The 24,727-nt window shown below is 62.7% G+C and carries 19 protein-coding genes; 11 read left to right on the forward strand and 8 right to left on the reverse strand.

Annotation, left to right across the window (positions count from 1 at the left end; translation table 11 throughout):
- The first annotated feature begins 67 nt into the window (after window positions 1-67).
- Both ACP7EG_RS25405 and ACP7EG_RS25410 read left to right on the forward strand, forming a co-directional pair.
- A complete protein-coding gene (locus tag ACP7EG_RS25405) occupies window positions 68-1,408 on the forward strand; it encodes an alpha/beta hydrolase (protein WP_426089877.1) in 1,341 nt (446 codons plus the stop codon).
- 103 nt (window positions 1,409-1,511) lie between these two features.
- Window positions 1,512-1,937, forward strand: a complete 426-nt coding sequence (locus ACP7EG_RS25410) for a Fur family transcriptional regulator (RefSeq protein ID WP_070218730.1) — start codon at window positions 1,512-1,514, stop codon at window positions 1,935-1,937.
- A gap of 15 nt (window positions 1,938-1,952) precedes the next feature.
- Here ACP7EG_RS25410 and ACP7EG_RS25415 read toward each other — a convergent pair whose 3' ends face one another.
- From ACP7EG_RS25415 to zigA, 4 genes are read right to left on the reverse strand one after another with little or no spacing between them, the layout of a single operon-like run.
- The gene (locus tag ACP7EG_RS25415) at window positions 1,953-2,471 is read right to left on the reverse strand and encodes a GNAT family N-acetyltransferase (protein ID WP_426089880.1); all 519 of its coding nucleotides are present in this window, start codon (window positions 2,469-2,471) and stop codon (window positions 1,953-1,955) included.
- A gap of 44 nt (window positions 2,472-2,515) precedes the next feature.
- Window positions 2,516-3,304 carry a hypothetical protein gene (locus ACP7EG_RS25420; protein WP_426089882.1) on the reverse strand — a complete coding sequence of 263 codons (789 nt, stop codon included), beginning with the start codon at window positions 3,302-3,304 and terminating at the stop codon, window positions 2,516-2,518.
- Window positions 3,301-4,299 carry a CobW family GTP-binding protein gene (locus ACP7EG_RS25425; RefSeq protein WP_426089884.1) on the reverse strand — a complete coding sequence of 333 codons (999 nt, stop codon included), beginning with the start codon at window positions 4,297-4,299 and terminating at the stop codon, window positions 3,301-3,303. The genes ACP7EG_RS25420 and ACP7EG_RS25425 overlap by 4 nt, the downstream gene beginning before the upstream one ends.
- Before the next feature lie 19 nt (window positions 4,300-4,318).
- Entirely contained in the window at window positions 4,319-5,545 is a 1,227-nt protein-coding gene (gene zigA / locus ACP7EG_RS25430) for a zinc metallochaperone GTPase ZigA (RefSeq protein WP_426089886.1), read from the reverse strand.
- A gap of 399 nt (window positions 5,546-5,944) precedes the next feature.
- Here zigA and ACP7EG_RS25435 point away from each other — a divergent pair, with 399 nt between their 5' ends.
- The 5 genes from ACP7EG_RS25435 (at window position 5,945) to ACP7EG_RS25455 (ending at window position 12,393) form a co-directional block, all read left to right on the forward strand.
- Window positions 5,945-6,589: a hypothetical protein gene (locus tag ACP7EG_RS25435; RefSeq protein WP_426089888.1), complete on the forward strand. Its 645-nt coding sequence runs from the start codon at window positions 5,945-5,947 to the stop codon at window positions 6,587-6,589.
- Between the two features lie 31 nt (window positions 6,590-6,620).
- Window positions 6,621-7,727: a hypothetical protein gene (locus ACP7EG_RS25440; protein WP_426089890.1), complete on the forward strand. Its 1,107-nt coding sequence runs from the start codon at window positions 6,621-6,623 to the stop codon at window positions 7,725-7,727.
- Window positions 7,728-7,841: 114 nt separating this feature from the next.
- Entirely contained in the window at window positions 7,842-9,941 is a 2,100-nt protein-coding gene (locus ACP7EG_RS25445) for a bifunctional 2',3'-cyclic-nucleotide 2'-phosphodiesterase/3'-nucleotidase (protein WP_426089892.1), read from the forward strand.
- Between the two features lie 56 nt (window positions 9,942-9,997).
- Entirely contained in the window at window positions 9,998-10,690 is a 693-nt protein-coding gene (locus ACP7EG_RS25450; RefSeq protein ID WP_426089894.1) for a tetratricopeptide repeat protein, read from the forward strand.
- Between the two features lie 266 nt (window positions 10,691-10,956).
- A complete protein-coding gene (locus tag ACP7EG_RS25455; RefSeq protein WP_426089896.1) occupies window positions 10,957-12,393 on the forward strand; it encodes a catalase in 1,437 nt (478 codons plus the stop codon).
- Between the two features lie 70 nt (window positions 12,394-12,463).
- Here the strand turns inward: ACP7EG_RS25455 and ACP7EG_RS25460 are convergent, their stop codons facing one another.
- Both ACP7EG_RS25460 and ACP7EG_RS25465 read right to left on the reverse strand, forming a co-directional pair.
- On the reverse strand, window positions 12,464-12,799 hold the full coding sequence (locus ACP7EG_RS25460) for a hypothetical protein (RefSeq protein ID WP_426089898.1): 336 nt from the start codon (window positions 12,797-12,799) through the stop codon (window positions 12,464-12,466).
- 170 nt (window positions 12,800-12,969) lie between these two features.
- Window positions 12,970-14,151, reverse strand: coding sequence for a hypothetical protein (locus ACP7EG_RS25465; protein WP_426089900.1), 1,182 nt, complete (start codon window positions 14,149-14,151; stop codon window positions 12,970-12,972).
- Window positions 14,152-14,418: 267 nt separating this feature from the next.
- On the opposite strand from ACP7EG_RS25465, the gene ACP7EG_RS25470 reads away from it, so the two are divergent.
- Genes ACP7EG_RS25470 through ACP7EG_RS25480 form a run of 3 tightly spaced genes read left to right on the forward strand, consistent with a single transcriptional unit; the run spans window position 14,419 to window position 19,117 of the window.
- Entirely contained in the window at window positions 14,419-16,398 is a 1,980-nt protein-coding gene (locus ACP7EG_RS25470) for a serine protein kinase (protein ID WP_426089902.1), read from the forward strand.
- 2 nt (window positions 16,399-16,400) lie between these two features.
- A complete protein-coding gene (locus ACP7EG_RS25475; protein ID WP_426089904.1) occupies window positions 16,401-17,585 on the forward strand; it encodes a DUF444 family protein in 1,185 nt (394 codons plus the stop codon).
- Window positions 17,582-19,117 (forward strand): SpoVR family protein, encoded by a 1,536-nt coding sequence (locus ACP7EG_RS25480; protein ID WP_426089906.1) that lies wholly within the window; start codon window positions 17,582-17,584, stop codon window positions 19,115-19,117. The genes ACP7EG_RS25475 and ACP7EG_RS25480 overlap by 4 nt, the downstream gene beginning before the upstream one ends.
- 103 nt (window positions 19,118-19,220) lie before the next feature.
- Here the strand turns inward: ACP7EG_RS25480 and ACP7EG_RS25485 are convergent, their stop codons facing one another.
- Both ACP7EG_RS25485 and ACP7EG_RS25490 read right to left on the reverse strand, forming a co-directional pair.
- Window positions 19,221-20,420, reverse strand: a complete 1,200-nt coding sequence (locus ACP7EG_RS25485; RefSeq protein WP_426089908.1) for an SDR family oxidoreductase — start codon at window positions 20,418-20,420, stop codon at window positions 19,221-19,223.
- On the reverse strand, window positions 20,420-21,724 hold the full coding sequence (locus tag ACP7EG_RS25490; RefSeq protein WP_426089982.1) for a nucleotide sugar dehydrogenase: 1,305 nt from the start codon (window positions 21,722-21,724) through the stop codon (window positions 20,420-20,422). The genes ACP7EG_RS25485 and ACP7EG_RS25490 overlap by 1 nt, the downstream gene beginning before the upstream one ends.
- Before the next feature lie 219 nt (window positions 21,725-21,943).
- On the opposite strand from ACP7EG_RS25490, the gene prsT reads away from it, so the two are divergent.
- The gene (gene prsT, locus ACP7EG_RS25495; RefSeq protein WP_426089910.1) at window positions 21,944-24,727 is read left to right on the forward strand and encodes an XrtA/PEP-CTERM system TPR-repeat protein PrsT; all 2,784 of its coding nucleotides are present in this window, start codon (window positions 21,944-21,946) and stop codon (window positions 24,725-24,727) included.

Raw genomic sequence — 24,727 nt, forward strand, 5'->3', positions numbered from 1 at the left:
CCTTGCGCGTGCTTTTATGGCGATGGGTTGACACTCAATCCAGATTGACCTGAAAGGCAGGTGGCACATGGACTTGATCACTTCCGCTGTGGTGGCGGCCATCGGGCAAGGCGCGCCCGGCCATGCATCCGAAGCCGTCGCCAGCCACTATCAAAGGCTCAAGCAGGCCATCGCCAAGTTCGACAGTGCGTCAGACATCCTGGCCGCCATCGCCGCGCTGGAAGCGGCGCCTGACGATGCCCGGCTGCAACTGGCCCTGTCGACCGCCCTGGCCACGGCAAACGTGCCAGACTACATGGCAACCCTGTTTGCCGCGCAAGGTTTGCTCGATGCGCTGCAGCGGCCCTTGCCCCAGATACACGACGTGGAAGCCGTGCCCGCCCCGGCCGACAAAAGCGCCGTCGTCTCCAATTATGCGGTGGTCAAAGTGTATTTCGCCACGGACCGCCAGCGCGACGTGGGCAAGCCGCCGGCCCGGCGCTTCAGCGGCGAACGCAACGTCATGGGCGGCAATGGCCCGCTCAGCTATGGCAGCTGCGACATCAGCATTCCCCGCGACCACCGCATGGGCCAGCTGGAATCGCCGTCGCTGTGGCGCCTGGAATTTCGCGACGACCCGGCCAAGCACGTGGTGCTGCTGGACGCCACGGTGCAGGACCGCGACAACTTCTTTGCCGCCTTGACAACCCGGATCCGAGCCTCGGCCGGCAAGAGCGCGTTTGTCTTTGTGCACGGCTACAACGTGAGTTTCGAGGATGCGGCGCGGCGCACGGGACAAATGGCCTACGACCTGGGTTTCGACGGCGCGCCCGTGTTCTACAGCTGGCCGTCGCGCGGCGACCTGGCCGCCTACACCATCGATGAAAACAATATCGAATGGAGCACGCCCCACATCACGGCATTTCTGGCCGACTTTCTCGCCAGCACGCAGGCGGCGCAAGTGTATCTGGTGGGACACAGCATGGGCAGCCGGGGGCTGGCGCGGGCCGTGGCCGACTTGCTGGCCGCGCAGCCGCAGCTGGCGCAAAAGATCACGGAGCTCATCTTGTCCGCGCCCGATATCGACGCTGCCATCTTCAAGCACGATATCGCGCCCAAACTGGCCCACGCGCGCAACCCCGTCACACTGTATGCCTCGTCGCAAGACCTGGCCCTGGCCGCCTCGAAAGCCGTGCACGGCTACCCGCGCGCAGGCGACAGCGGCGCCGGCATGCTGATCGTGGCGGGCGTGGAAACCATCGACGCCACCGGGGTCGACACGAGCTTCATGAAGCACTCCTACTTTGCGGAAAAGCGCTCGGCCCTGTCCGACATGTTTTATCTGATACGCGACCAGACGCGCGCCGATCAGCGCTTTCTCGACCCCGTCGATACGCCGGCCGGCCGCTATTGGACGTTCAAAGCATGACACCGTTTCATCCGGTGCGGCACGCATGCTAAGATACGGCCCATAGGGTGGCAACTGGCACGGCGATGACGCCGTCAGCCGATCCCCCGCAAGCAGGCCTATCATGTTGACATCATCTTCTACACCGCACGCCGAATCGCTGATCCGTAACACCAACGCCCGCGTCACCAAGACACGCGTGAAGGTGCTCGACTTTTTAATGGCGCAGAGCCGTTCGCTGACCCACCATGAAATCCAGCAAGCGCTGTCGCAGGACAGCGATATCGATTCCGTCACCCTGTACCGGGTGCTGGAATGGCTGACGGAAAATGAACTCGTGCACCGCATCGCGGGCGCCGACCAGGTGTGGCGCTTCAGCGCGGGCGCCGGCCACCAGGCGCACGAACACGCGCATTTCCAGTGCACCAAGTGCGCCAACGTCACCTGTTTCAATGAAGTCAAGCTGCCCCCGCCCGTGCTCTTGCCGGAAGGTTTCAGCGGCGGCGAAGTCGATTACCTGATCAAGGGCCTGTGCCCGCGCTGCAAGTAAGCGTTGCCAGCAGCATTACCTGATCAATAAGGCCAGGTGATGCTCGTCATAAAACAAGTCGCCCACGCGCATCGAACGCGGTTCCGTGCCATACGCGATAAATCCCAGCGATTCATACAGTTGCCGTGCGGCATTGTTTTCCGCATTCACGCTCAAGTGCACCTGCATGATGGCAGGGTCCGTCTCGGCCTGTTCGATGCAGGCGTTGACGAGCCGCCGCGCCACGCCACGGCCCCGTTGCGTCACATCGACAAACACGCCCCATAGCAGGGCCTTGTGCGACAACTGGCGCAGCGATTCGCGCCGCAAGCCGGCAAAACCCACGAGACGATCACCATCGAAGGCGCCAAAGCCGCGCTGCATGGAACCGCCGGCGATGCGCTGCACGTGTTCCTCGGGCGTGCGCGCCAGTTCATCCTCGCGCGACGAGGAAAACGCGCTGGGAGAATCCAGGATGGCGCGCAGGCGCAGCGCGCAAAAGGCGGTGGTGTCGGCTGGCGTCAGCAGGCGGATGACGATATCGGGTGCGGGCATAGGAGGACTCGGGAGTTTTTTTCCATTATACCCACGCCCTTCCCTTACGCACGTACGCGCCGCAAGCCATGCAATGTCCAGCCGTACAGGGCCGCCATCAGCAATACCATGGCCCCACCCAGTGCTGCCATCCAGCTTTCCGGCAGCGAGCAGGCCGGGTCCAGCTTGCCGGCGGCCATGCAGGCGGCCATGGCCACGCAAATGGCGACGATGGGCCAGCCCAGACGGCGACGGAAGGCCCGCACGATGTCAGTCTTGCCGGTGCGCATGACTTTCGCCGTGACCCAGCCATCGAAGGTATCCGTCACGCCCATGCCGACGGCAAACACCGTACCCGTGAGCAAGGCCGGCCCCATGCCGCCCAGGGCCACGGCCGCGTAGCCCCAGGCCGCCGCCTGCAGGGCCGTGTCGAACACCAGCGCGAACAGCATGCCGACGAGGATGGCGCCGAGCGGCCCGGAAGCGCCCCGCAGCCAGCGAGGCAGCAACCGGCTGCGCACCTCGGCCAGTTGCGCGCCGGCCAGCAAGCTGCGCGCATTCATGGCGGCAATTATCAACAGCAAGGCGATGGGCAGCCACTCCAGCCAGCCGAACAGATTTGGCGAGGGCGTAAATTGCTGCGATGCCACGGCGGCCACGGCCAAGATGGCCAGCACGCAGACGCCATGCCCCAGTGCAAACAGCGCGCCCATCCAAGGTGTCCAGCGCGCATGGGTGGCCTGGCTGCGCAAAGTGAGACCGTCGACGGCGGCCAGGTGGTCCGGCTCCAGGCCATGCCGCATGCCGAGCAGGAAAATCAGCGCCAGGGCGGGCAAGCCCGCTTCAACGCTCATGCCGCCACCTTGGCCAGACTGTCCAGGACGCAGCGGTCCAGGCCACGGATCAGCATTTCCTGCGGCAAGTCGCGGCCGATGAAGATGATCTTGCTGGCGCGCGTTTCCTCATCGCGCCACGGCGCACCGAGTTCCGAGCCCATCAGCATGTGCACGCCCTGGAACACGGCGCGGCATGGCAGATCGGCAACGTACAAAATGCCCTTGTAGCGCATCAGCTGGCTGCCGAACAGCTGCACCACGGCATCGAGAAAGTTTTCCACCTGCAGCAAATCGAGGGCCTGGGACTGGTGGTAGACGAACGATTGCACGCCGTCCCCATGGCGGTGGCCCAGTTCTCCGAGGAAATCCGGCTCCAGTTCGACGATGGCGTTCAAATTGAAACCGCGTATATTCAGGATGTCGCGCAGCGGCACGTTGCCGAAGCGCACTTTCTGTATGCCGGCGCGGCCATTGATGGCGACCAGGCGCTGGCGCAGCGCGGCCAGCGCGTCCTTGCTGACCAGGTCCGTCTTCGACAGCAGGATGCGATCGGCAAAGCCCACCTGCTCCTGCGCTTCCCTGTGCGCCGTCAATTGCTGCTGCGCATGGCGCGCATCGACCACGGTTAATATCGCGTCGAGCATGTAAAACTCGCTGATTGACGGCTCCGCAAAAAAGGTTTGCGCCACGGGGCCCGGTGCGGCCAGGCCCGTCGTTTCGATGATCACGTGGTCGAAGGCGATCGTGCCCGCTGCGCGTTTCGCGTGCAGTTCACCGAGGATGCGGATCAGGTCGCCCCGCACGCTGCAGCAGATGCAGCCATTGTTCATTTCCACGATCTGCTCGTCGCTATCCTGCACCAGCAAGCCATGGTCGATGCTTTCGGCGGCGAATTCGTTTTCGATCACGGCAATGCGCACGCCGTGATCGCCCTGCAATATGCGCTTGAGCAAGGTGGTTTTCCCGCTGCCGAGAAAACCCGTGATGATGGTGACGGGGATCAGTTCTGTCATGGTGTATTCCTGTTCAAGGTTAGTCTTCCAGTTCTTCCATGCGTTGCCATTGGGGAAACGGATCGGGCAGCTTGCGCCAGGCGGCCATGCCCTGGCGCGTTTCCGTATAGTTCAATTGACATTTTTTCAAGTCCGCCTCGATGGCGGCCTGGTCCATGTTCTGGCCAATGAAGACGAGCTCCTGGTAGCGGTCGCCATACGTTTCGCTCCAGCCCGCTTTGACTTCCGCCAGCGAGGCGGCATCCGTGGGCCAGCGTTCCTTCGGCACGGACGCCCACCACAGGCCTACGGGTTCGATATTCATCAGCTTGCCCGCGCCGGACAGGCTGGCCACCCATTCGGGGCGGCTGGCCAGCCAAAAGTATCCCTTGCTGCGCACCACTCCCGGAATCGGCTGCGAAATATACTCATGCAGGCGCTGCGCGTGGAACGGCTCTTTCGCCCGGTAGACGAAGCTGGCGATGCCATACGTTTCCGTCTCCGGCGTGTGCACGCCAGCCAGCTCCTGGGCCCAGCCCGGCATGCTGGCCGCCTGCTCCAGGTCGAACAAGTTCGTGCCCAGGATGGCATCGAGCGGCACGATGGACTGGTTGGTTTCGATGATGCGCGCGCCGGGATTCAGGGCTTTTAAAATGGCCAGCACGCGCAGGCGCTCGGCCGCCGCCACCATGTCGACCTTGTTGAGGACGATGACATTGGCGAATTCGATCTGTTCCGTGAGCAAGTTGGCCAGCTGCCGGTCGTCGCCCTCACCCGCCGTTTCTCCCCGCTGCTCCAGGCTGTCTTCGCTATGAAAGTCCATCAGCAGGTTGGCGCAGTCGACCACGGTGACCATGCAGTCGATGCGCGCCACGTCGTTCAGGCTGTCGCCGTGCTCATCCTCGAAGTCGAAGGTGGCGGCCACGGGCATCGGCTCGCCCACGCCCGTCGATTCGATCAGCAGATAATCGAAGCGGTCTTCGGCTGCCAGGCGCCGCACTTCCAGCAACAAATCGTCGCGCAAGGTGCAGCAGATGCAACCGTTCGACATTTCCACGAGTTTTTCTTCCGTGCGCGACAGTGCCGCGCCAGCCGCCGCGGCACTGTCCTTGACGAGCGAGGCGTCGATATTGACTTCGCTCATGTCGTTGACGATGACGGCCACGCGCTTGCCCTCGCGGTTGCGCAGTATGTGGTTGAGCAAGGTGGTCTTGCCGGCGCCGAGAAAGCCGGACAGGACGGTGACGGGGAGTTTGCGCTGGGGCATGGGGATTCCTTAGGCTGGCTGAGTTGCAGGGTTGGCGATGGTCTCGTTAATGCAAATGAATTGCGTTTTAGAATTATAATGCAATCGACTTGCATTTGTGCGCTGATCGTTGCCTGCCACCGTGAAAAAGAGGAATCCATGCGCTACCAGCAGGATCAGGATCCCAGCCCTCGACGTGCTAGAGTGCGATCTCGTCGGCGACGCCATCGAAGTAAGCGCATGGCGGCTGAACTGTTGTCGACAGCCCCTGGATGATGCGATGAAGACTGGTTCTGCCCCTCGTGCAGACATACAGCAGTGCTTCTCAGCCGCGCGGCCGCGCGAGCATCACATCGGCTGGCTTCGATTTTATTAGCCCTTAGCAAGCCGCTCTTAAATATTTTATTCTCGCCTAGCCCAATGAAAAAAATACTGATAATAAGCCTGCTCGCTCTCGTCTCCATATATGCTTTTAAGCAAATGATTTACAACCCGCATATATGGAAACAAACCATTAACAGCCCTGAGCATAAATTGCAAATTGGGAGTTTTATTTTCAACAAAAGAACAGGGGTTAATGGTGGAAGCCAAAGCATTCAAACGGATTATTACATTTGCAAAGTAATAGAGATCAATGGCGATCATGTTCGGCTTTCTGTTGTCAGGCAATTGTCGAAAAATAACACAATTTCACAATCCGACTTCTCGACCACAAAAGAGAATTTTAAATATTTAAAAAAACATATCAATAAAATTACAGTTACAGGAATATTGACAAAAGACTTATTCGTGGGAAATTATGAGCCATATACCATGAATGATTATTTGCTAAAGAAGTATCCTTCATTGGAAAAATCAAGGTATTACTTCGAAGATATCGCTGAAGATATGAAAAATTTGCCGTTACCGACAGACAATAACAAACTACAGGATTATTTTAGTGCAATCTATTCCAAAAAAGAAATTATTGAAAATGGAAAGCTTGTTCTCTGGGTTTTAAATAATAGCAACAATCCTGAATTGGCCAAAAATTCATCAGAAAATATAGATTTGATACAAAATTAGATTTTTGGCGCGCTTGATAAATTGTGCTTGCATGGCGCGTGAAGATACTCCATCTTGCCACAGTTCAATTTTCACAATCACCAAGGAATCGATGTTCTTACGTAACTCCACAAGGCTTCTTGCCTTACTTGTTTTGATGATGGGCAGTGCCATTGCGGCAGACATAAAAAAGCCGATCAAGCACTATCTCTACTTCAATCACCGCGAACTGAACGGGGAAAACATCACCTCGGATAAAGCGTTAAGCGATCCCCGCTTCAGTGGCGCGCAAATCGTGTACACATGGCGCAGCCTGGAGCCGGAGCAGGACCGTTATGATTTTTCGGCGATCCGCCACGACATCGCCTATCTCGATTCAATCGGGAAAAAACTGTGGATACAACTGCAGGAAAAGTCCTTTACGCCACGCCATAATGTGCCGGCCTATTTGCTCAGCGATCCTCGCTACCAGGGCGGCATCATCAAGCAAAGCATGCTTTCCGCACCAGAACGCGACCCGAACAAAGCGGTGACGGATGATGAATACGGCTGGTCGCCGAAAATGTGGGAAGTACCGGTACGCGAGCGTTATCAACGCCTGATCCAGGCGCTGGGCAAGGAATTTGACGGGAAAATCGAGGGTATTAATTTCAGCGAAAGCTCGATCGACATCGGCGTCGAGGATAGCAAGGGAAATACGATTTTCCCCGATGATTTCAAGCCGCAACAGTATGTCGATGCCATCAAGGAAAACATGCGGGTGCTGGCCGGCGCCTTTCCCCATACCACCACCATGGTGTATTTGAATTTTTTGCCCGGTGAATGGCTGCCGTGGACCGACAAGGGTTATATGCGTAGCCTGTTTGCGCAAGCGCAAACGCTGCAGATGGGCGTGGGCGGTCCCGACCTGATGCCATATCGGAAAAGCCATATGGGTCAGAGTTACGGCTTTATCAAGAACTACCCTGCGAACCTGGTGAAGGGCATGGCAGTACAAGATGGCAACCTGCGTCAGATCAATCCCCGTACCAAGAAAAAAAATTCAGTCGAAGATTTGCTCGATTTTGCCCGCAATTACCTGGGCCTGGACTATATTTTCTGGGTAGAAGACGAGCCTTACTTTAGTAATGAAGTGCTGAAAAGACTGCCCGTGCATTGACAGGCAGTCGCGCCATCGCGCGGCAGCGTGCATCCATGCGCCCTGCACGGCTGTCATCGCCGCGTCATATGGCGGCGTTACAGTCGCGTCCTTTGAATCTTTCCGAGGGCGGCAATGAAAACAAATTGGATCATGCTGGCGGCGCTGGCAAGTGCAGGTTTAATAACTGGCTGCAACGGCGGCTCGACGACGGCGCAGGTCATTCCAGAAGGCACGACGGTCAGCGTGGCCTTGCTGGAAACCACCGATATCCACTCGAACGTCCTGAGTTACAACTATTACGCGCTGGCGGAAGACACCAGCCTGGGCCTGGAGCGCACGTCGACCCTGATCCAGGCGGCGCGCGCGGAAAACCCGAACAACGTGCTGCTCGACGATGGCGACGTCATCCAGGGCACCCTGCTGGCCGATTTACAAGCCGTAGCCGCGCCCGTGCCCTGCTCCGGCACGCTGGCCGTACACAAGGCCATGAACGCACTGAAATATGATGCGGGCGGCATGGGCAACCATGAATTCAACTATGGCTTGCCTTACCTGAGCCAGATCACCAACACGGATTTCGGCATACCGGGCGTGGCCAAGCCGACGGCTACCTGCGGCGCGCCCGCCTTCCCTTCCGTGCTGAGCAATGTAGTCGGCGTGGCCAGCGGCAAGCCCATTTTCCAGCCCTACACCCTGCTGCCCCGCGATTTCGCCGCCACGGCACCCGATGGCAGCAAGCTGACTGTGAAGATCAATGTGGGCGTGCTGAGCTTTGTGCCGCCGCAAATCCTCGAATGGGATCAGAAAGTGCTCGCTGGTAAAGTTAGCGTGACGGGCGTGCAGGAAGCGGCGAAACAGTATGTGCCGGAATTGCGCAACAAGGGCGCCGACCTCGTCGTGGCCCTGTCGCATGGCGGCCTGGACACCAGCGCCTACAGCCCGAAGATGGAAAACGGCAGCTATCACTTGACCAGCACGGGCATCGACGCACTGATGATCGGCCATTCCCACTTGATCTTCCCGAAAGGCAAGGAAGAAGGCGCGGCCGCGCTGGACGCCTCGTTTGCCGCCTTCCCCGCCAGCGCGAAGATCGACGCCGTCAACGGCTTCGTGAACGGCGTACCGACCGTCATGGCGCAAAGCTGGGGCCGCCGCCTGGGCATCATCAAGCTGACGATGGTGTATCAGGCCGGAAAATGGGTGGTGCAGCCGGCCAAGACGACGGTGGAATCGCGTGGCTTCAAGTACACGGATGGCAAGACCCTGGTGAAAGCCGACCCGGCCATTGCGCCGCTGGTGGCCACCGAGCACGCAGCCACCATCGCTTACGCCAAGCAGCCGCTGGGCATCAGCACGGATTTCGAAATGTCCGCCTACTTCGCGCTGGTGGGCGATGTCAGCGCCATCCAGCTGGTGAACCAGGCGCAGCTCGACTACGTGAAGAATTTCATCGCCACCAGCACGGATGCGACCTTGTCCAGCTACAAGAATATCCCCGTCATCTCGTGCAGCGCGCCATTCAAGGCGGGCCGCAACGGGCCATCGGACTTCACGGATGTGGCCGCAGGTGCGACGCCGGCCGCGCCAATCGGCTTGCAAGTGCGCAATCCGGGCGACCTGTATTTATATAGCAACAACAACCTGCAAGCCGTGAAAATCAAGGGATCGGACTTGAAGGCCTGGCTGGAAACATCGGCCAAGCAATTTGGCCAGATCGACCCGGCCAGTACTGCCGAGCAAGACCTGGTGCCGTCGTATGGCACGATTTATAACTACGACGTGTTCTATGCAGAAAACAATGCGCTCACGTACCAGATCGACGTGACGAAAAAGCCAGGCAGCCGCATCGTCAACCTCACGTACAAGGGCGCGGCGGTCGCCGATGGCGATGATTTCATCGTCGCCACCAACGACTACCGCGCCGGTGGTGGCGGCGCCGTGCCTGGCATCGATGGCAGCAAGACCATCATCAAGTCGCCCGATGCGAACCAGGCCGTGGTCAGCAATTACCTGGCCTCGCTGAGCACCAAGGGCGGCAAGGTGACCCTGGCGGCGAATGGCAGCGCGCGCAGCTGGAGCTTCGTCAAGACGGCCACGGCCGGTCCCGTGATCCTGCGCTCGGCACCCGGTCACCTGGTGCTGGCGCAAGGCAGCGGCATCGCCAACGTGGCGGCCGAAGGCGGCCTCGACGCCAGCGGTTTCGCCAAGTACCGCATCGACCTGAGCAAATAAGGTCCATGGGCCGGAACTGCTGCAGTTCCGGCCCCTCATTCTGCAAGGTGATCCAGATGAAACACGCACTTTCCCTCCCCGCCGTCGTGCTGGCCTCCGTCCTGGCCGCCTGCCAGGCATCGCCGCCGCCTACGTCAGCGGAAATCGAAGCCGTCGCCATGCACGCGCGCCAGGCGGGCGACCAGCAGGCCGAGCGCAAGGTCCGCAGCTGGGCCGGCAAGGACATGCCCGTCGCCGAGCGCGAACTGGCGCTGATTTACCAGGCCCGTCCGGAGCGCCGCTCCGAAGCGCTGAGTCTGTTCGAACAGGCGGCCCGCGCCGGCGACACGGAAGCGGCCTTCGAACTGGGACAAATGCTGCGCGCGGCCACGCCGGCCCAAGCCTGGCTGTGGTACCGGCAAGCGGCGCAGCAAGGGCACGCCAAGGCGGCCTTGATGCTGGGCTTGCTGGCGGCGAATGGCGAAGGCGTGCCGCAAGATGCCGTAATAGCCGCGCGCTGGCTGGAAAAATCGAGCGAACTGGGCAATCCACATGCCATGTTCCTGCTGTACAACGCCTACCGCGAAGGCCGCGGTGTACCGCGCGACCTGGTCAAGGGCCATGCACTGCTGGAAGAAGCGGCCCATCACGAATACCCGCCCGCCATCCAGGAGCTGGCCATGACGGTGCAGGCCGATGACGCCTTGCGCGCTGGCCACCTGATGAAGGAAGCGACGGAACACCGGCACAATAACTGGAACAGGTTTTAAGCCAAGTCGCTGGCGCGCCAGAAAATAACGCTGCGCTTTGCGCCAAATCAATCGTGTTGGACTGGACATTGCTGAGGGGCTATGATGGTCTAGCTGCTTCCGTGGAGGCGGCGGGGCTGTTGCTGGCCCCGATTGGCATACTGTATTTGCTTTTTAGAAATTTGTTACTCTGGACCAGCCTCGGTGAGCGTGTCGCAATGCTCAGCCCAGCCAGTGTTTGGGTAGGCCCTGGCTCGTCCGTTGACCTCCCTATAAGAAAGAGTCCAATGAAAAAGCTGACCACCGCCTTTGGCGCACCTGTCGTCGACAACCAGAACATCCAGACGGCCGGCCCCCGTGGCCCTGCCCTGCTGCAAGATGTGTGGTTCCTGGAAAAGCTGGCCCACTTCGACCGCGAAGTCATTCCCGAGCGCCGCATGCATGCCAAGGGTTCCGGCGCGCATGGCACGTTTACCGTCACGCACGACATCACGCACTACACGCGGGCGAAAATCTTTGGCGCCGTGGGCAAGCAAACGCCCATGTTCGCGCGCTTTTCCACGGTGGCCGGCGAACGTGGCGCGGCGGACGCGGAACGCGATATCCGCGGCTTCGCCCTGAAGTTCTACACGGAAGAAGGCAACTGGGATTTGGTCGGCAACAACACGCCCGTGTTCTTCATGCGCGACCCGCTGAAATTCCCCGATTTGAATCACGCGATCAAGCGCGACCCGCGCACGGGCTTGCGCAGCGCCAACAGCAACTGGGACTTCTGGACCTCGCTGCCGGAAGCGCTGCACCAGGTGACGGTGGTGATGAGCGACCGGGGCTTGCCGCGCAGCTTCCGCCACATGCACGGCTTCGGCAGCCATACCTTCAGCTTCCTGAACGCGCAAAACGAGCGTTTCTGGGTCAAGTTCACCTTCAAAACCCAGCAAGGAATTGAAAACCTGACGGATGCCGAAGCCGAGGCGCTGGTGGGCAAGGACCGTGAAAGCTCGCACCGCGACCTATACGAAAGCATCGAAAACAAGGATTTCCCCCGCTGGACGCTGTACGTGCAGATCATGCCGGAAAAAGAGGCAGGCACGTATCACCTGAACCCCTTCGATCTGTCGAAAGTGTGGCCGCACGGCGACTATCCGCTGATCGAGGTGGGCGTACTGGAACTGAACCGCAATGCCGACAACCACTTTGCCGAAGTGGAACAGGCGGCCTTCAACCCGGCCAACGTAGTGCCGGGCATCAGTTTTTCGCCGGACAAGATGCTGCAAGGCCGCTTGTTCTCGTATGGCGACGCGCAGCGCTATCGCCTCGGTGTCAACCACAGCCATATCCCCGTCAACGCGCCGAAATGCCCGTTCCACAGCTACCACCGCGACGGCCAGATGCGCGTCGACGGCAACCAGGGCGGCACCCTGGGCTATGAACCGAACAGCGAGCAGGAATGGGCCGAGCAGCCCGACTTCCGCGAGCCGCCATTGAGTCTCGAAGGCGCGGCCGACCACTGGAACCACAGGGTCGACGAGGATTACTATTCGCAGCCACGGGCCCTGTTCCGCCTGATGACTGCGGCACAGCAGCAAGCCTTGTTCGACAATACGGCGCGTGCCATCTCGGGTGCCTCGGAGCAAGTCAAGCAACGCCACATCGGCAACTGCACCCTGTGCGACCCCGCGTATGGCGCGGGCGTGGCCGAAGCGATAGCCCGCCTGAGCAAATAGGCTCAGCGCACGCATGGCAAGGAAGGCCCGCAAGCGGGCTTTTCTTGCCTGCCATATACGTCACTACGCCCTACCAGCGCTGGATATCGATCTGGCCTGTGATGCTCGTTTCCACCGGGTAACCATCGACCTGCGACGGCACGCGGCGCTTGACGGACGCATCGCGCAAATACACGACAAGGGCTTCGCCGCCGATGGCAGTCTGCCCCAGGCTGACGCCTTCGACCCCATCGATCGCCATCAGGGCCCGCTCGTTGCGCCGCTTTGCCGCTTCCAGCCGGCCGGGCGGCGGCGCGGCATGCGCGAAGCCCGCCACCGCGAGGCTACTCGCCTCGTCCGGCACATACGGCATGGCCGCATCCTCGAAGACGGCGTAAGCCGCTGTTACAAATTTACTGTTTGACATGACACATCCTCCTGATGCTGCCCACGGCACGCGTGGAACAAGGAGGCACGGCAGCGCCTCTTGCCCGCCAGGCCATGCATGGCAGCTACACCTGACCATATCATCATCGTGCAAAAGGTGGCGCAGTGCAAGGAAGCATCACGCCGCCGCGCCGTTTTCTGTGACCATGCTCAAGTATATAAATTGATATCGAGCGCCACCACCACCCTGCGCATCTGATTGGCAAACGTGATATTGCCGCCGCCGGCAAACAGCAGACCGACGGGATTGCGCTGCTGGTTCCAGGTCCAGATGGACGAGCCGGAGTCGCCGCCCGCGCTGAATGCCCCGCTGACGCCCGTAATGGCGATCTGATCCTGGAACAGCGCGATCCTGCCGCCGCCATAATTGACGTTGATGGTAGCGCCCAGGCCCGTGATGCGGCCCTGCGTCAATTGCGTCGTGCGTCCGGATTTGCCGACCAGCATGCCCAGCGCGGGCGCTGCCAGCGCGTTGCTGATGCGGAAATAGGCCGGCACGCCACCGCTCAGGTAGACCAGTTCGCGACGCACGCGGTCTGGCCAGGCCCAGCCGGTGGCGCAATCGACAAAATTGACGCCGCCACTGAAATTGATGGGCACGAAGCGTTCGAGTACGGCCACCTGGTCTTGCGGGCAACGCCCGCCATCGATGGGGCCCGGCTGCACGATGCAGTCGTTGAACGCGCCGCCGTTGGAATTGGCCAGCACGTGATTATTGCTCAGAATCATCAAACGGCTGTTGCGCGGCGCGCTGCGCCCCACGGCCAGGCAGCCGATGGTGCCAGCCGTGATGCGGAAATGCCCGACCGACACGCCGCCCGGCGCCGGACGCAAGCGGAAACGGTGCGGTTGCGCGTCGATCACGCCCGTGACGACAATATTCACGGGCACCCTGTCGCTGGCCACGGCACGCACGCCCATGGCCCCCACGATGGCGGCCTTGGCACGGTCGACGGACGTCGGTTCGGCCACGTACAGGGTCAGGGCCGGCAAGCCCGGTTCGCCGGACGAGCTGTCGCTGGCGCCCTCGCCCAGGCCGATGGACACGCCCTGGATATTGCCGCCGTCGCTGAAGGCGTCGGCGGCACGCACGCCGCCCGCCTGGGAAATGGACTGGCGCATGCCGTCTTCGATACTGCGCTTGATTTCCAGCAATTCCATGCTGACGCCGCTCAGGGCGTCGGGCACGTCCGAGACGGACGCGCTCTCGATCGTATTGTCGTCCTCGCCGGGGGTGGAAAATTGGCCGATGGCCTCTTCATCGTCCGCGCTTTGCCCCTGGCCACTGCTGCCGGGTGGGGCGCTGAAACCGCTATCATTGCCGATCATCATGTTCTCCTCGTGGGTTGCTCTGGATATCCAGTGTGGACGGGCCGCGCCGGCCGGTATTGATCTGGATTGAATTGCGCAGGCGCGTGACCGCCCTGCGCCAACGGGGCCAAGCGGGCAAAAATAGTTCCCTCGTCAAGGTTGAGCGAGATCAGGCGTGCGGGCAGAGGCGCCGCCGTATACTGGGCCAACAGGCTGGAACCGGGCCTGCTCCACGGCAGCAAGGTTAGCAACAACAGCAACGCCAGCAACGGCATGGATGGGGAAACAATGACGAGCCCTGGTACGACACGCCACGACGATGCGCCTGCGGGCGAGCAAGCAGGCCAGCATGCCGGTTTTGTGCAAGGCATGGCGGCCTGGGCGGAAAAACACCGCATCAGCCCCTGGCGCGGCAGTTTTGCCGACTTTATCGAGCAAATCCTGCCCGGCCGCGCGGCCCTGCTGACGCGCAGCGCGCACCAGTACTTGTGGGACATGATGCGCTGGAACGGCCAGACCGATGAGAGCGGGCGCTTCCGCTGCCGCCTGTTCGACGACGAGTTGTTCGGCATCGACGAGGCGATCGACCGCGTAGCCGCCTACTTCAAGGCGGCTGCCGCCGGCTCCGAAGTGGGCCGGCGCATGCTGCTGCTGCTGGGCCCGCCGTCGGGCGGCAAGTCGACCCTGGTGATCCTGCTCAAACGGGGGCTGGAAGAATACAGCCACAGCAGCGAAGGCGCGCTGTACGGCATCGCCGGCTGCCCCGTGCACGAATCACCGCTGCACCTGGTGCCGCACAGCATGCGCGCCGACTTTCGCGCCAGCTATGATGCCGAGCTGCATGGCGAACTGTGTCCCCATTGCCGCGCCCGCCTGGAAGAACAGTACGCGGGCGACTTCCTGCGCATGCCCGTCGAACGCATCCACCTGTCCGAGGCGGGGCGCTGCGGCATCGGCACGTATGCGCCGCACGACCCTACCACGGCCGACCTGGCCGACCTGGTCGGTTCCGTCGACCTGTCGAAAGTGGCGCAGTACGGCGACGAAGGCGATCCGCGCGCCTGGTCGTGGTCCGGCGCCGTGTATGCGGCCAGCCGCGGCATGCTGGAAATGATCGAAATCCTCAAGGTCAAGAGGGAATTCCTCTATTTACTACTCACCCTGACGCAGGAAAAGAATGTCAAGGTGTCGCGCTTTCCCCTGATTTACCTCGACGAAACCATCCTCGCACACACGAACCTGGCCGAATTTCGCAAATTCCTGCAAGAAAGCGAAAACGAGGCGCTGCTCGACCGCATGGTCATCGTGCAAGTGCCGTATACGCTCAATTACCGCGAAGAAGCGCGCATTTACCGCAAGCTGATCCTGGCGGCCGCGCCTGCCTTCCGCGACGTGCACCTCGATCCGCACGTGCTGCATGCGGCGGCCGTGTTCGCCATCCTCAGCCGCCTGCCAGAAGGCGAGGCCAAGGAAGCCGAGCTGGTCAAGAAACTGCGCGTGTATGCGGACGAAGACGTCGACGACTTGCAGCATGCCGACATCCGCCGCTTGCGCGAGCGCGACAAGGCGCCCGACGAAGGCTTGTCGGGCGTGTCGCCCCGTTTCGTCATCAATGCCCTGTCGCACGCCATCATTTCCGCTCAGCGCAACAGCCTCTCCACCATGGATGTGCTGCTGGCCCTGAAGGATGGCATCGAAAGCGATGCGCGCATCGAACCGCGGCGCAAGCGCCAGTGGGTCGATTACCTGGTGCTCACGCGCAAGGATTTCTATAACCGCTGGGTCAAGGCCGACGTGCACAAGGCCCTGTTCGTGTCGTTCGAGCAAGAAGCGCAGGACTTGCTGAGCAAGTATCTCGATGAAGTCGAAGCCATGCTCGACAACCGCCAGATCCGCGACCCCATGACCAGCGAAGAGCGCCGCCCCGACGAGCGCTTCCTGCGCGCCGTGGAAGAAAAAATCCATATCAGCGACTCGGGCAAGCAGTCGTTCCGACAAGAAGTGGTGCGCAAGGCCATGGGCGCCTTCAAGCGGGGCGAGCCCTTTGGCCTGGGCAGCCACGCGCAATTGCACGATGCCATCCAGCAATATCTGTTCGAGCAGCGGCGCGACGTGCTGCGCCTGGTCGGTTCGGCCAAGCGCCCAGACGATGACGTGCGGGCCAGGATCTCTGCCGTCGAGCAGCGCCTGGTGGACGAATACGGCTATGACGCCCATAGCGCGCGCGAAGCACTCAACTACGTGACCACCTTGCTGGCGCAGGAATAGCCATGTCCGCCACGACTTCGCCAGTTTCCACCTCCCCTGCCCTGGCCCGGCCCTGGTACGGCTTGTTCTCGCGCGGCGCGCGCGACTGGCTGCGCCACAACCAGAAAGTACGCGAAGCCGTGCAGGCGCACTTGCCCGAGCTGATCGCCACGCCTGACTTGATCGGCGGACCGCAGCAGCGCACGGTACAAGTGCCCATGCGCCTGCTCGAACATGCGCATTTCCGCCTGGCGCCCGCGCGCAACAGCGTGGGCGCGGGCCAGGGTGAAGGCCAGCCCGGCGATCTCCTGCGCGCGGCACGCCCTGCCGCCACAGGCGAGGCTGGTGCGCCAGGCGGCGATGGCGAGGGGACGGTGCGCCTGTTGCTGGAGTTTCCCATCGACGATATCTTCGACTGGCTATGGGAAGCCTTCGAGCTACCGCACCTGAAACCGCGCCACCTGGGCGCGATCGACGACGTGCGGCTGGTACGTAGTGGCCTGGACCGGCATGGCGCCCGCTCGCGCCTGGACCGGCGCCGCACCGTCAAGGAAGCGATCAAGCGGCGCGCCCTGCAAGCGCAGCCTGTGCCCTTCACCAATGATGACTTGCGCTACCGCCAGGTGCTGGCACAGCCCCGGCCCAGCACGAATGCCGTCGTGTTTTTCGTGCTGGACGTGTCGGCCAGCATGGCGCAAGCCGAACGCAAGTTGGCCAAATCCTTCTTTTTCTTTGCCTTGCAGGGCTTGCGACGCAGGTATGCGCGCGTGGAAACGCGCTTCATCGCCCATACGACGCGGGCCTGGGAATTTTCCGAAGCCGAATTCTTCCAGGTCAATGGGATGGGCGGCACCATGGCGTCCACCGCCTTTCGCCTGAGCCGCGAACTGCTGCAGGAACACTACGCACCGGGGCGCTATAACGCCTATCTGTTCTATGCCTCCGATGGCGAAAATTTCAGCGAAGACCGGGGCGCAGCCGGCCTGGCCTTGCGCGAACTGGCCGCCTTGCTCAGCTATATGGGCTATGTGGAAACCTTGCCCGGCGTGCCGCGCAGCCTGGAAACGGAAATGCACAGCCTGTGCGCCGAGCAGGAACGGCAGGGCTTGCCCTTGCACAGCAGCATCCTCAGCAAGCCTGACGATGTGTGGGCGGCCATCCGCACCTTTTTCCAGCACGAGGCGGCCGACACGGAGGAAGCGTCATGACACGGCCTGACGCCCGGAACCACGGCGACGCGCCAGACCAGGCCGACAAGGCCGACAGAGTCGACACCATGGGCCTGGACGGCTACGCGGCGCGCATCGAAGCACTGGCGCGCGAGCTGGGCCTGGCATTTGCGCCCGTCGAGTTCGAGCTGGTGCCGGACAGTTTCATGGCCGAGATCGCCATCTATGGCTTGCCCGTGCGCATGCGTCACTGGTCGTTCGGCGTGCGCTACATTCACCAGCTCGTGCATCAGAAGATGGGCAATTCGCATATTTTCGAAGTCATGTTTCCCGGCGACCCTTGCCATGCCTACATGGCGGAACACAATTCCGTGGCCGAAAACACCCTCGTCACAGCGCATGTGCTCGGTCACGCTGATTTTGCCAGCCGCAATGCCCTGTTCCTGCGCTTCGGCGCCATGGCGGGCCAGCACATCCTGCAACAAAGCGCGGCGCGGGCGCAGCGTCTGGAAATGGCGCTACAACGGCACGGGCAGGAGCAGGTGGAAGCCGTGCTCGACGCGGCACTGGCGCTGGAACAGCATGTGGACATCCATGCCGAGCTGCACCGCCCACCCTATGCCGCGGCATCGGGGCCAGCCGGCGTCGCGGGCACGCCAGGCAAAGCCGCCGCAGACGACCCGTTTGACCGGCGCTACCGGCGCTTGCCCGGTGAGGCAGCCACGCTGGCGGCACGCGAGGCGGCCAGGGCGCGGCTGGCGCAGCGCCCGCTCCTGCCGCCGCAAGCCGAGTACGATTTATTATGGTTCATCGCACAGCATGGGCCGGAGCTGGCCGACTGGGAACGCGACATTTTTTTGGCCGTGCGCGAAGAGTCGTTTTACTTCTATCCCGTGTACGCCTGCCAGATCATGAACGAAGGCTGGGCCTCGTACTGGCATGCGCGGCTGCTGCGCGAAGCCGACTTCCTGCCCCCCGCATTGTATCTGTCCGCCATCAAGTCGCATTCGGACGTGGTGCGCCCTTACGCGGGCGAGCACCAGCAGGCGCTGGCCGTCAATCCCTATCACCTGGGCTTTTGCATGTGGGAACACATCATTGAGCGCGAAGGACTGGCGCGGGCGCGCCAGATTTGCCGCGACGACGATGACTGCAGTTTCATCCGCAACTACCTGGACGGGGAACTGGCTGACCGCCTGGGCCTGTTCGTGCATGAAAGCCGCCGCGACGGCGAAACGCGCCTGGCCAGCCGCGACTTGCGGGCCATCCGCGAAGCCATCCTGGCACCCAAATATAATTATGGCGCGCCGTGCATCGCCGTCACCCTGCTCAACGACGACGGCAGCCTGGTGCTGCGCCACGATCACGAGCGCGATGGGCGCGGCCTCGATCTGGAGCGGGCGGAACAGGTGCTGGCGTATATCGCCCGCATCTGGCGCCGCCCCGTCACCCTGCATACGGCCGATTTCCGCGGCACGCCCCGCGTCCTGCACAGCAAGACCGACGGCGTGCCCGAGCCGCCCAAGCCGCCAACACCGGCAGCACCGGCAGCTACGCCCGTGCAACACTAGGGGGCTGGCAATCGCGCGGGTGTGGCATTGTATTGGACGTATAGTAAGCGGGCCACAATGCGGGCCGCCTGCGCGCACACGTCAGGTGCGGCCAGCTCGTACCTCATGCCAGGCCCGCCTGCTCCACATACCAGGCGATGGTGTGCCGCAAGCCTTGCGCCAGATCGTGCGTGGGCACGTAGCCGAGCAAGCGGGTCGCCTTGGCGATGTCCGCCTGCGAATGGCGCACGTCGCCGGCGCGAAATTCGCCATATTCGGGTGCCAGCGGCACGTGCTGCGGGAGGGTGGCCAGCAACATCTGCTGCATGCTGGCGTGCAGCTGCGTCAGACTGGTGCGGGCGTTGACGGCCACGTTGTAGACCTGGTTGACGGCTGCCGGGTCGGTACCGGTGGCGGCCAGGATATTGGCTTGCACGGCATTGTGCACAAAGCAGAAATCGCGGCTGGTGGCGCCGTCGCCATGGATGTGCACGGCCTGGCCGTCCAGCATGGCGGCGATCCAGCGGGGAATGACGGCCGCGTAGGCGCCCAGCGGGTCTTGCCTGGGGCCGAAGACATTGAAATAGCGCAGCCCCACCATCTGCGTGGCGTAGCAGCGCGCGTACACCTGCGCGTACAATTCATTGACATATTTACTCAAGGCATACGGCGACAGGGGCGCGCCGATGTGCTCTTCCACTTTCGGCAAGGCCGGATGGTCGCCATAGGTGGCGCTGGACGCGGCATACACGAAGCGCTGCACGCCCGCCTCGCGCGCGGCGGCCAGCATGTTCAGGAAGCCGCTGACATTGACGGCATGGCACAGCAGCGGGTCTTCCAGCGAACGCGAGACGGAACCGAGCGCCGCCTGGTGCAGCACAAAATCGACGGCGACGGGGCCGCCTGGATCGGCACGGCCGTGCTCGCTCAAAGTGCCGCCGCCATCTGCCGTACCGTCGCCACTGCCGGCGGCCGGCGCCGGCACGCCGCACGCGCGCGCGCACGCTTGCGGGTCGCGGATATCGCCTTCGATGAAGGTGAAGCGCCGCCACGCCGCTTCGCCCACGCTGGCGCGCACTTGCTCCAGGTTATGCCGGTGGCCCGTCATAAAGTTGTCCAGGCCGCGCACTTCCTGGCCCAGTTGCAGCAAGGTTTCCAGCAGGTGCGAGCCGATGAAGCCGGCCACGCCCGTCACCAGCCAGCGGCGCGGTTCGCTGGCCAGTTGCGCACACGCTTGCGCGTAGGCGCCGGCAGCCGGGCCCGCCACGCCACCGACTGACTCCTGCGCCGTGTCTGCTGCGGCATTGAAAGCGTCGGCCGCCATCACAGCCGCCACACGTGCAGGCCGCCGTCCGCCAGCGGACGAGGGTCGAAATGCGACTTGATGTCGATGAAGCAGCCGTTTTCCAGCACCTTGGCCTGGAAGTCGGCCAGCGGACGGGCCAGCAAGGCCTGGTGCGAGACGGCGCTGATGATGGCCTCGGCCCGCGGCAGCTGTTCCCAGCTTTCCAGGGTCAAACCGTACTCTTCCAGCGCTTCGCGGCCATCAGCGACGGGGTCGTGCACATGCACCTGCACGCCGTACGATTGCAGTTCGTGGATCATGTCGACCACTTTCGAGTTGCGCAAGTCCGGACAATTTTCCTTGAAGGTCAGGCCCAGCACGTTGACGTGCGAACCTTTCAATTTGAAACCGGCGCGCACCATTTCCTTGATGGTCTTTTCTGCCACGAATTTGGCCATGCCGTCGTTGATGCGGCGCCCGGCCAGGATCACATGCGGATGGTAGCCCAGCATTTCCGCCTTGTGCGTCAAATAATACGGGTCGACGCCGATGCAGTGGCCGCCCACCAGGCCGGGACGGAACGGCAGGAAATTCCATTTGGTGCCCGCCGCCTGCAGCACTTCCAGGGTATCGATGCCGATGCGGTCGAAGATGATGGCCAGTTCGTTCATCAGCGCGATGTTCAGGTCGCGCTGCGTGTTTTCGATCACCTTGGCCGCTTCGGCCACGCGGATGCTCGACGCCCGGTGCACGCCGGCCGCGACCACGCCTTCGTACAGGGCGGCCACCTTGTCCAGAGTGGCGTCGTCGTCGCCCGAAACTACCTTGCGGATGCTGTGCAGGGTGTGGTCCTTGTCGCCGGGGTTGATGCGCTCGGGCGAAAAGCCCACATGAAAATCTTCCTTCCAGCGTAGGCCCGAATGCCGCTCGAGGATGGGGATACAGATTTCCTCGGTGGCGCCCGGATACACGGTGGACTCGTAGATGACGGTGGCGCCGCGCCGCATGTGGCGCCCGACGGCCGCGCTGGCGCCGGCCAGGGCGGAGAAATCGGGATTGTGCGCGCTGTCGACGGGCGTGGGTACGGCCACGACGATGAAATCGGCCAGCTGCAGCTCGGCTGGATCGCAACCCACGCTCAGCCACTGCGCCGCGCGCAGCTGTTCCGTACTCACTTCGCCCGTGGGGTCGACATGCTTGCGGTAACTTTCTACCTTGCGTGCCGATAGGTCAAAGCCGATGGTGCGCTGGCGCATGCCGAACGCCACGGCCAGCTGCAAGCCGACATAACCGAGCCCCACCACGGCCACCACGTCCGCCGTGCCATCCACCTTGCTGTCCATATGCATGTGCTCCCAATGGTTGCGGCCTGAGCATCGCCGTCCGGGAAATTCTACGGTCGCCGGCCCGGCCATTCTTGAGCAGGAACAAGAAATACGGAGCGGCGGCAGGCAGGCGCGCGGAGAATCGGCGGCTTGTTGAGCGCAATCAAGGAGAGCGGCGCCCATCTTTTTAAGCTAGGCCATGCCCATCCTTCACGCACGCCGCTACCGGAGACTTCCATGGCCCGTACCCTGCCCCGCCCTTTCCCCGGCTTGCCGGCCGCCGCGCTGTGCTGCACCCTGCTGCTGCCCTTGCTGACGGGGTGCCACGGCACGCAGAGCAGCGCATCCCTGCTGGCCGAGGCGCAGCAGTACCGCCAGAAGGGCGAGGCGCGCGCCGCCATCATCCAGCTGAAGAACCTGCTGCAAAAGGAGCCGGACAATGCGGCGGCGCGCTTGCTGCTGGGCAGCATCTATATCGACACGGGCGAAGCGCTGTCGGCCGAGAAAGAATTGCGCAGAGCAAAGTCGCTGGGCCTGGCGGCGCAGCAAGTGATGCCATTGCTGGGCAAGGCCTGGCTGATGCTGGGCCAGTTCGACAAGGTACTGGCCGAGATCACCGACGATGCGGCGCAGCCGCCAGCCGTGCTGGCCCTGCGCGGCGATGCTTTGCTGGCCCTGGGCCGCCAGGACGAGGCGCGCGCCGTGTTTGCGCGCATGCTCGAAGCCCATCCTGGCCAGGTCGAGGCCTTGCTGGGCCTGGCGCGGCTGGTGGCGCTGGAGCAGAAGGTGCCGGCGGCCGAGCTGCTGCTGGCCCAGGCGCTGAAAAGCGCGCCCGCCAACCTCGACGCCTTGCGCCTGCAGGGCGACCTGCAGCGCCTGCAGGGCAAGAACGGCGCGGCGCGCCTCGCCTACATGCAGATTCTCAAGCTCAAGCCGGACAATACCCAGGCGCATATCGACCTGGCCAACCTCGATCTCCTGGAAAACCGCTACCTGGAAGCGGCGGCCCAGCTGGCCACGGCGCGCAAGACGGCGCCCAACAGCCTGGGATTGCTGCAGGCCCAGGCGCTGCTCGATTTCCGCCAGGGCAAGAACAAGGCGGCCCTGCAATCGTTGCAACTGGTGCTCAAGGTGGCGCCCGAGCACATGCCGTCCATCCTGCTGGCCGGCGCCGTGCAGCTGAAGCTGGGCTCGCCGCAACTGGCGGAAAGCTATCTGCAGCGCTTCCTGGCCGTCTATCCCAAACATCTGTACGCGCTCAAGATGATGGCGTCGATCGAACTGATGCGTGGCAAGACCGATGCCGCCCTCGACCTGCTGCTACCCGCGCTGGCCACCGTTCCCGACGACGTGGAACTGCTGTCGCTGGCGGGCGAGGCGCATTTGCGCGCGCGCCGCTACGACAAGGCCGCAGCGTATTTCGAAAAGGCCAATACCCTGGCGCCGGACACGGCCAGGCTGCATGCGGCGCTGGGCATCACCCGCCTGGGCATGGGCGAGAACAGCCGTGCCATCGACGAACTGGAACGCGCCAGCATGCTCGACAAGAGCACGCCGCAGGTGGGCACCATGCTGGTGCTGACCTTGCTGCGCAACAAACAGAACGACAAGGCCCTGGCCACCGTCAAGATGCTGGAACAGCAGCAGAAAGGCACGAATCCCCTGCTGCTGAACCTGAAAGGCGGCGTCTATATGGCCTTGCGCGACGTACCCGCCGCGCGCGCCAGTTTCGAGCAGGCGCTGGGGATGGACCCTGTCTATCTCCCCGCCCTGAATAACCTGGCGCAACTCGACCTGGCCGGGAAAAAGCCGGAACAAGCGAAACAGCGCTTCGAGCGGGCGCTGGCGAAAGCGCCGAAAAATGCCGACCTGTGCGCGGCGCTGGCCAAGCTGGCCGCCTCGCAAGGCAAGACGGACGAGGCGCGGCGCTGGCTGGAGCGGGCCCACCGCGACAATCCCGACGCCGTCGCGCCGGCCCTGCTGCTGAGTAACTTTTACCTGCAGACGGGCGCGCCCGACAAGGCGCTGGAACTGGCACGCACCCTGCAGTCGGGCCACCCGGACGACGCCGATGCGCTGGCCCTGCGGGCGCAGGTCGAATACGGCGCCGGCCAGATGCAGGCGGCGCTCGACAGCTACAACAAGCTGGCCAGCCTGCAGACGACGTCGGCACCGCTGCAGATGCGCATCGCCAGCTTGCGCCTGGCACTGGGCGACGGCCAGAATGCGCTGCAAGCCGTCAAGCGGGCGCAAGCGCTTGACCCGGCCCTGCTCGAAGCGCGCGTGGTCGAAGTGACACTGCTGCTGGGCCTGAACCGCCAGCGCGATGCACTGGCCGTAGCGCGCCAGGTGCAGCAACAGCAGCCGAAGCTGGCGGCCGGCTACAAGCTCGAAGGCGACGTGCTGATGGCGCAGAAACTGCCGCAGGAAGCCGTCAAGCTGTACCAACACGCCCTGCAGATCAGCAATATTGGCCCCATGCAGGTACAGCTGCACCGCGCCTTGCTGGCCGCGGGCCAGGTGCGCGAGGCCGATGCGCGCATGGCGGCCTGGCTGAAAGACAAGCCCGACGACCTGGGCGTGCGCAGCTACCTGGCCGGTGCCAAGCTGGCGGCAAAGCAATACGGCGCGGCCATCGAACAGCTGCAGTACATCGTTGCCAAGGACACGGCCAATGTGGCGGCGCTGAACGACCTGGCGTGGGCGTACCAGCAGGAAAAAGATCCGCGCGCGCAGGCGACGGCCGAGCAGGCGCTCAAGCTGGTACCGGACAACCCCATCGTGCTCGATACTCTGGGCTGGATCGTGCTGGAACAGGGCGACGTCAAGCGCGCGACCTCCCTGCTGCGCAAGGCGGCCGGCCTGGCGCCGAAGTTGCCTGAAATCCAGTACCACCTGGGTGCGGCGCTGGCGAAATCGGGCGACAAGCCGGGGGCGCGCAAGCAACTGGAACAGCTGCTTGCCGCCAACAAGGAGTTCCCGCAGCGGGCCGAGGCGCAGGCCTTGCTGACCCAGCTCTAG

This window comes from Janthinobacterium sp. PSPC1-1, from assembly GCF_049897625.1.
Taxonomy (GTDB): domain Bacteria; phylum Pseudomonadota; class Gammaproteobacteria; order Burkholderiales; family Burkholderiaceae_D; genus Janthinobacterium; species Janthinobacterium tructae.

Coding starts and splice junctions, on each gene's coding strand:
- ACP7EG_RS25405 (WP_426089877.1), top strand. CDS start 68: ATGGACTTGATCACTTCCGCTGTGGTGGCGGCCATCGGGCAAGGCGCG.
- ACP7EG_RS25410 (WP_070218730.1), top strand. CDS start 1,512: ATGTTGACATCATCTTCTACACCGCACGCCGAATCGCTGATCCGTAAC.
- ACP7EG_RS25415 (WP_426089880.1), bottom strand. CDS start 2,471: ATGCCCGCACCCGATATCGTCATCCGCCTGCTGACGCCAGCCGACACC.
- ACP7EG_RS25420 (WP_426089882.1), bottom strand. CDS start 3,304: ATGAGCGTTGAAGCGGGCTTGCCCGCCCTGGCGCTGATTTTCCTGCTC.
- ACP7EG_RS25425 (WP_426089884.1), bottom strand. CDS start 4,299: ATGACAGAACTGATCCCCGTCACCATCATCACGGGTTTTCTCGGCAGC.
- zigA (WP_426089886.1), bottom strand. CDS start 5,545: ATGCCCCAGCGCAAACTCCCCGTCACCGTCCTGTCCGGCTTTCTCGGC.
- ACP7EG_RS25435 (WP_426089888.1), top strand. CDS start 5,945: ATGAAAAAAATACTGATAATAAGCCTGCTCGCTCTCGTCTCCATATAT.
- ACP7EG_RS25440 (WP_426089890.1), top strand. CDS start 6,621: ATGGCGCGTGAAGATACTCCATCTTGCCACAGTTCAATTTTCACAATC.
- ACP7EG_RS25445 (WP_426089892.1), top strand. CDS start 7,842: ATGAAAACAAATTGGATCATGCTGGCGGCGCTGGCAAGTGCAGGTTTA.
- ACP7EG_RS25450 (WP_426089894.1), top strand. CDS start 9,998: ATGAAACACGCACTTTCCCTCCCCGCCGTCGTGCTGGCCTCCGTCCTG.
- ACP7EG_RS25455 (WP_426089896.1), top strand. CDS start 10,957: ATGAAAAAGCTGACCACCGCCTTTGGCGCACCTGTCGTCGACAACCAG.
- ACP7EG_RS25460 (WP_426089898.1), bottom strand. CDS start 12,799: ATGTCAAACAGTAAATTTGTAACAGCGGCTTACGCCGTCTTCGAGGAT.
- ACP7EG_RS25465 (WP_426089900.1), bottom strand. CDS start 14,151: ATGATGATCGGCAATGATAGCGGTTTCAGCGCCCCACCCGGCAGCAGT.
- ACP7EG_RS25470 (WP_426089902.1), top strand. CDS start 14,419: ATGACGAGCCCTGGTACGACACGCCACGACGATGCGCCTGCGGGCGAG.
- ACP7EG_RS25475 (WP_426089904.1), top strand. CDS start 16,401: ATGTCCGCCACGACTTCGCCAGTTTCCACCTCCCCTGCCCTGGCCCGG.
- ACP7EG_RS25480 (WP_426089906.1), top strand. CDS start 17,582: ATGACACGGCCTGACGCCCGGAACCACGGCGACGCGCCAGACCAGGCC.
- ACP7EG_RS25485 (WP_426089908.1), bottom strand. CDS start 20,420: ATGGCGGCCGACGCTTTCAATGCCGCAGCAGACACGGCGCAGGAGTCA.
- ACP7EG_RS25490 (WP_426089982.1), bottom strand. CDS start 21,724: ATGGACAGCAAGGTGGATGGCACGGCGGACGTGGTGGCCGTGGTGGGG.
- prsT (WP_426089910.1), top strand. CDS start 21,944: ATGGCCCGTACCCTGCCCCGCCCTTTCCCCGGCTTGCCGGCCGCCGCG.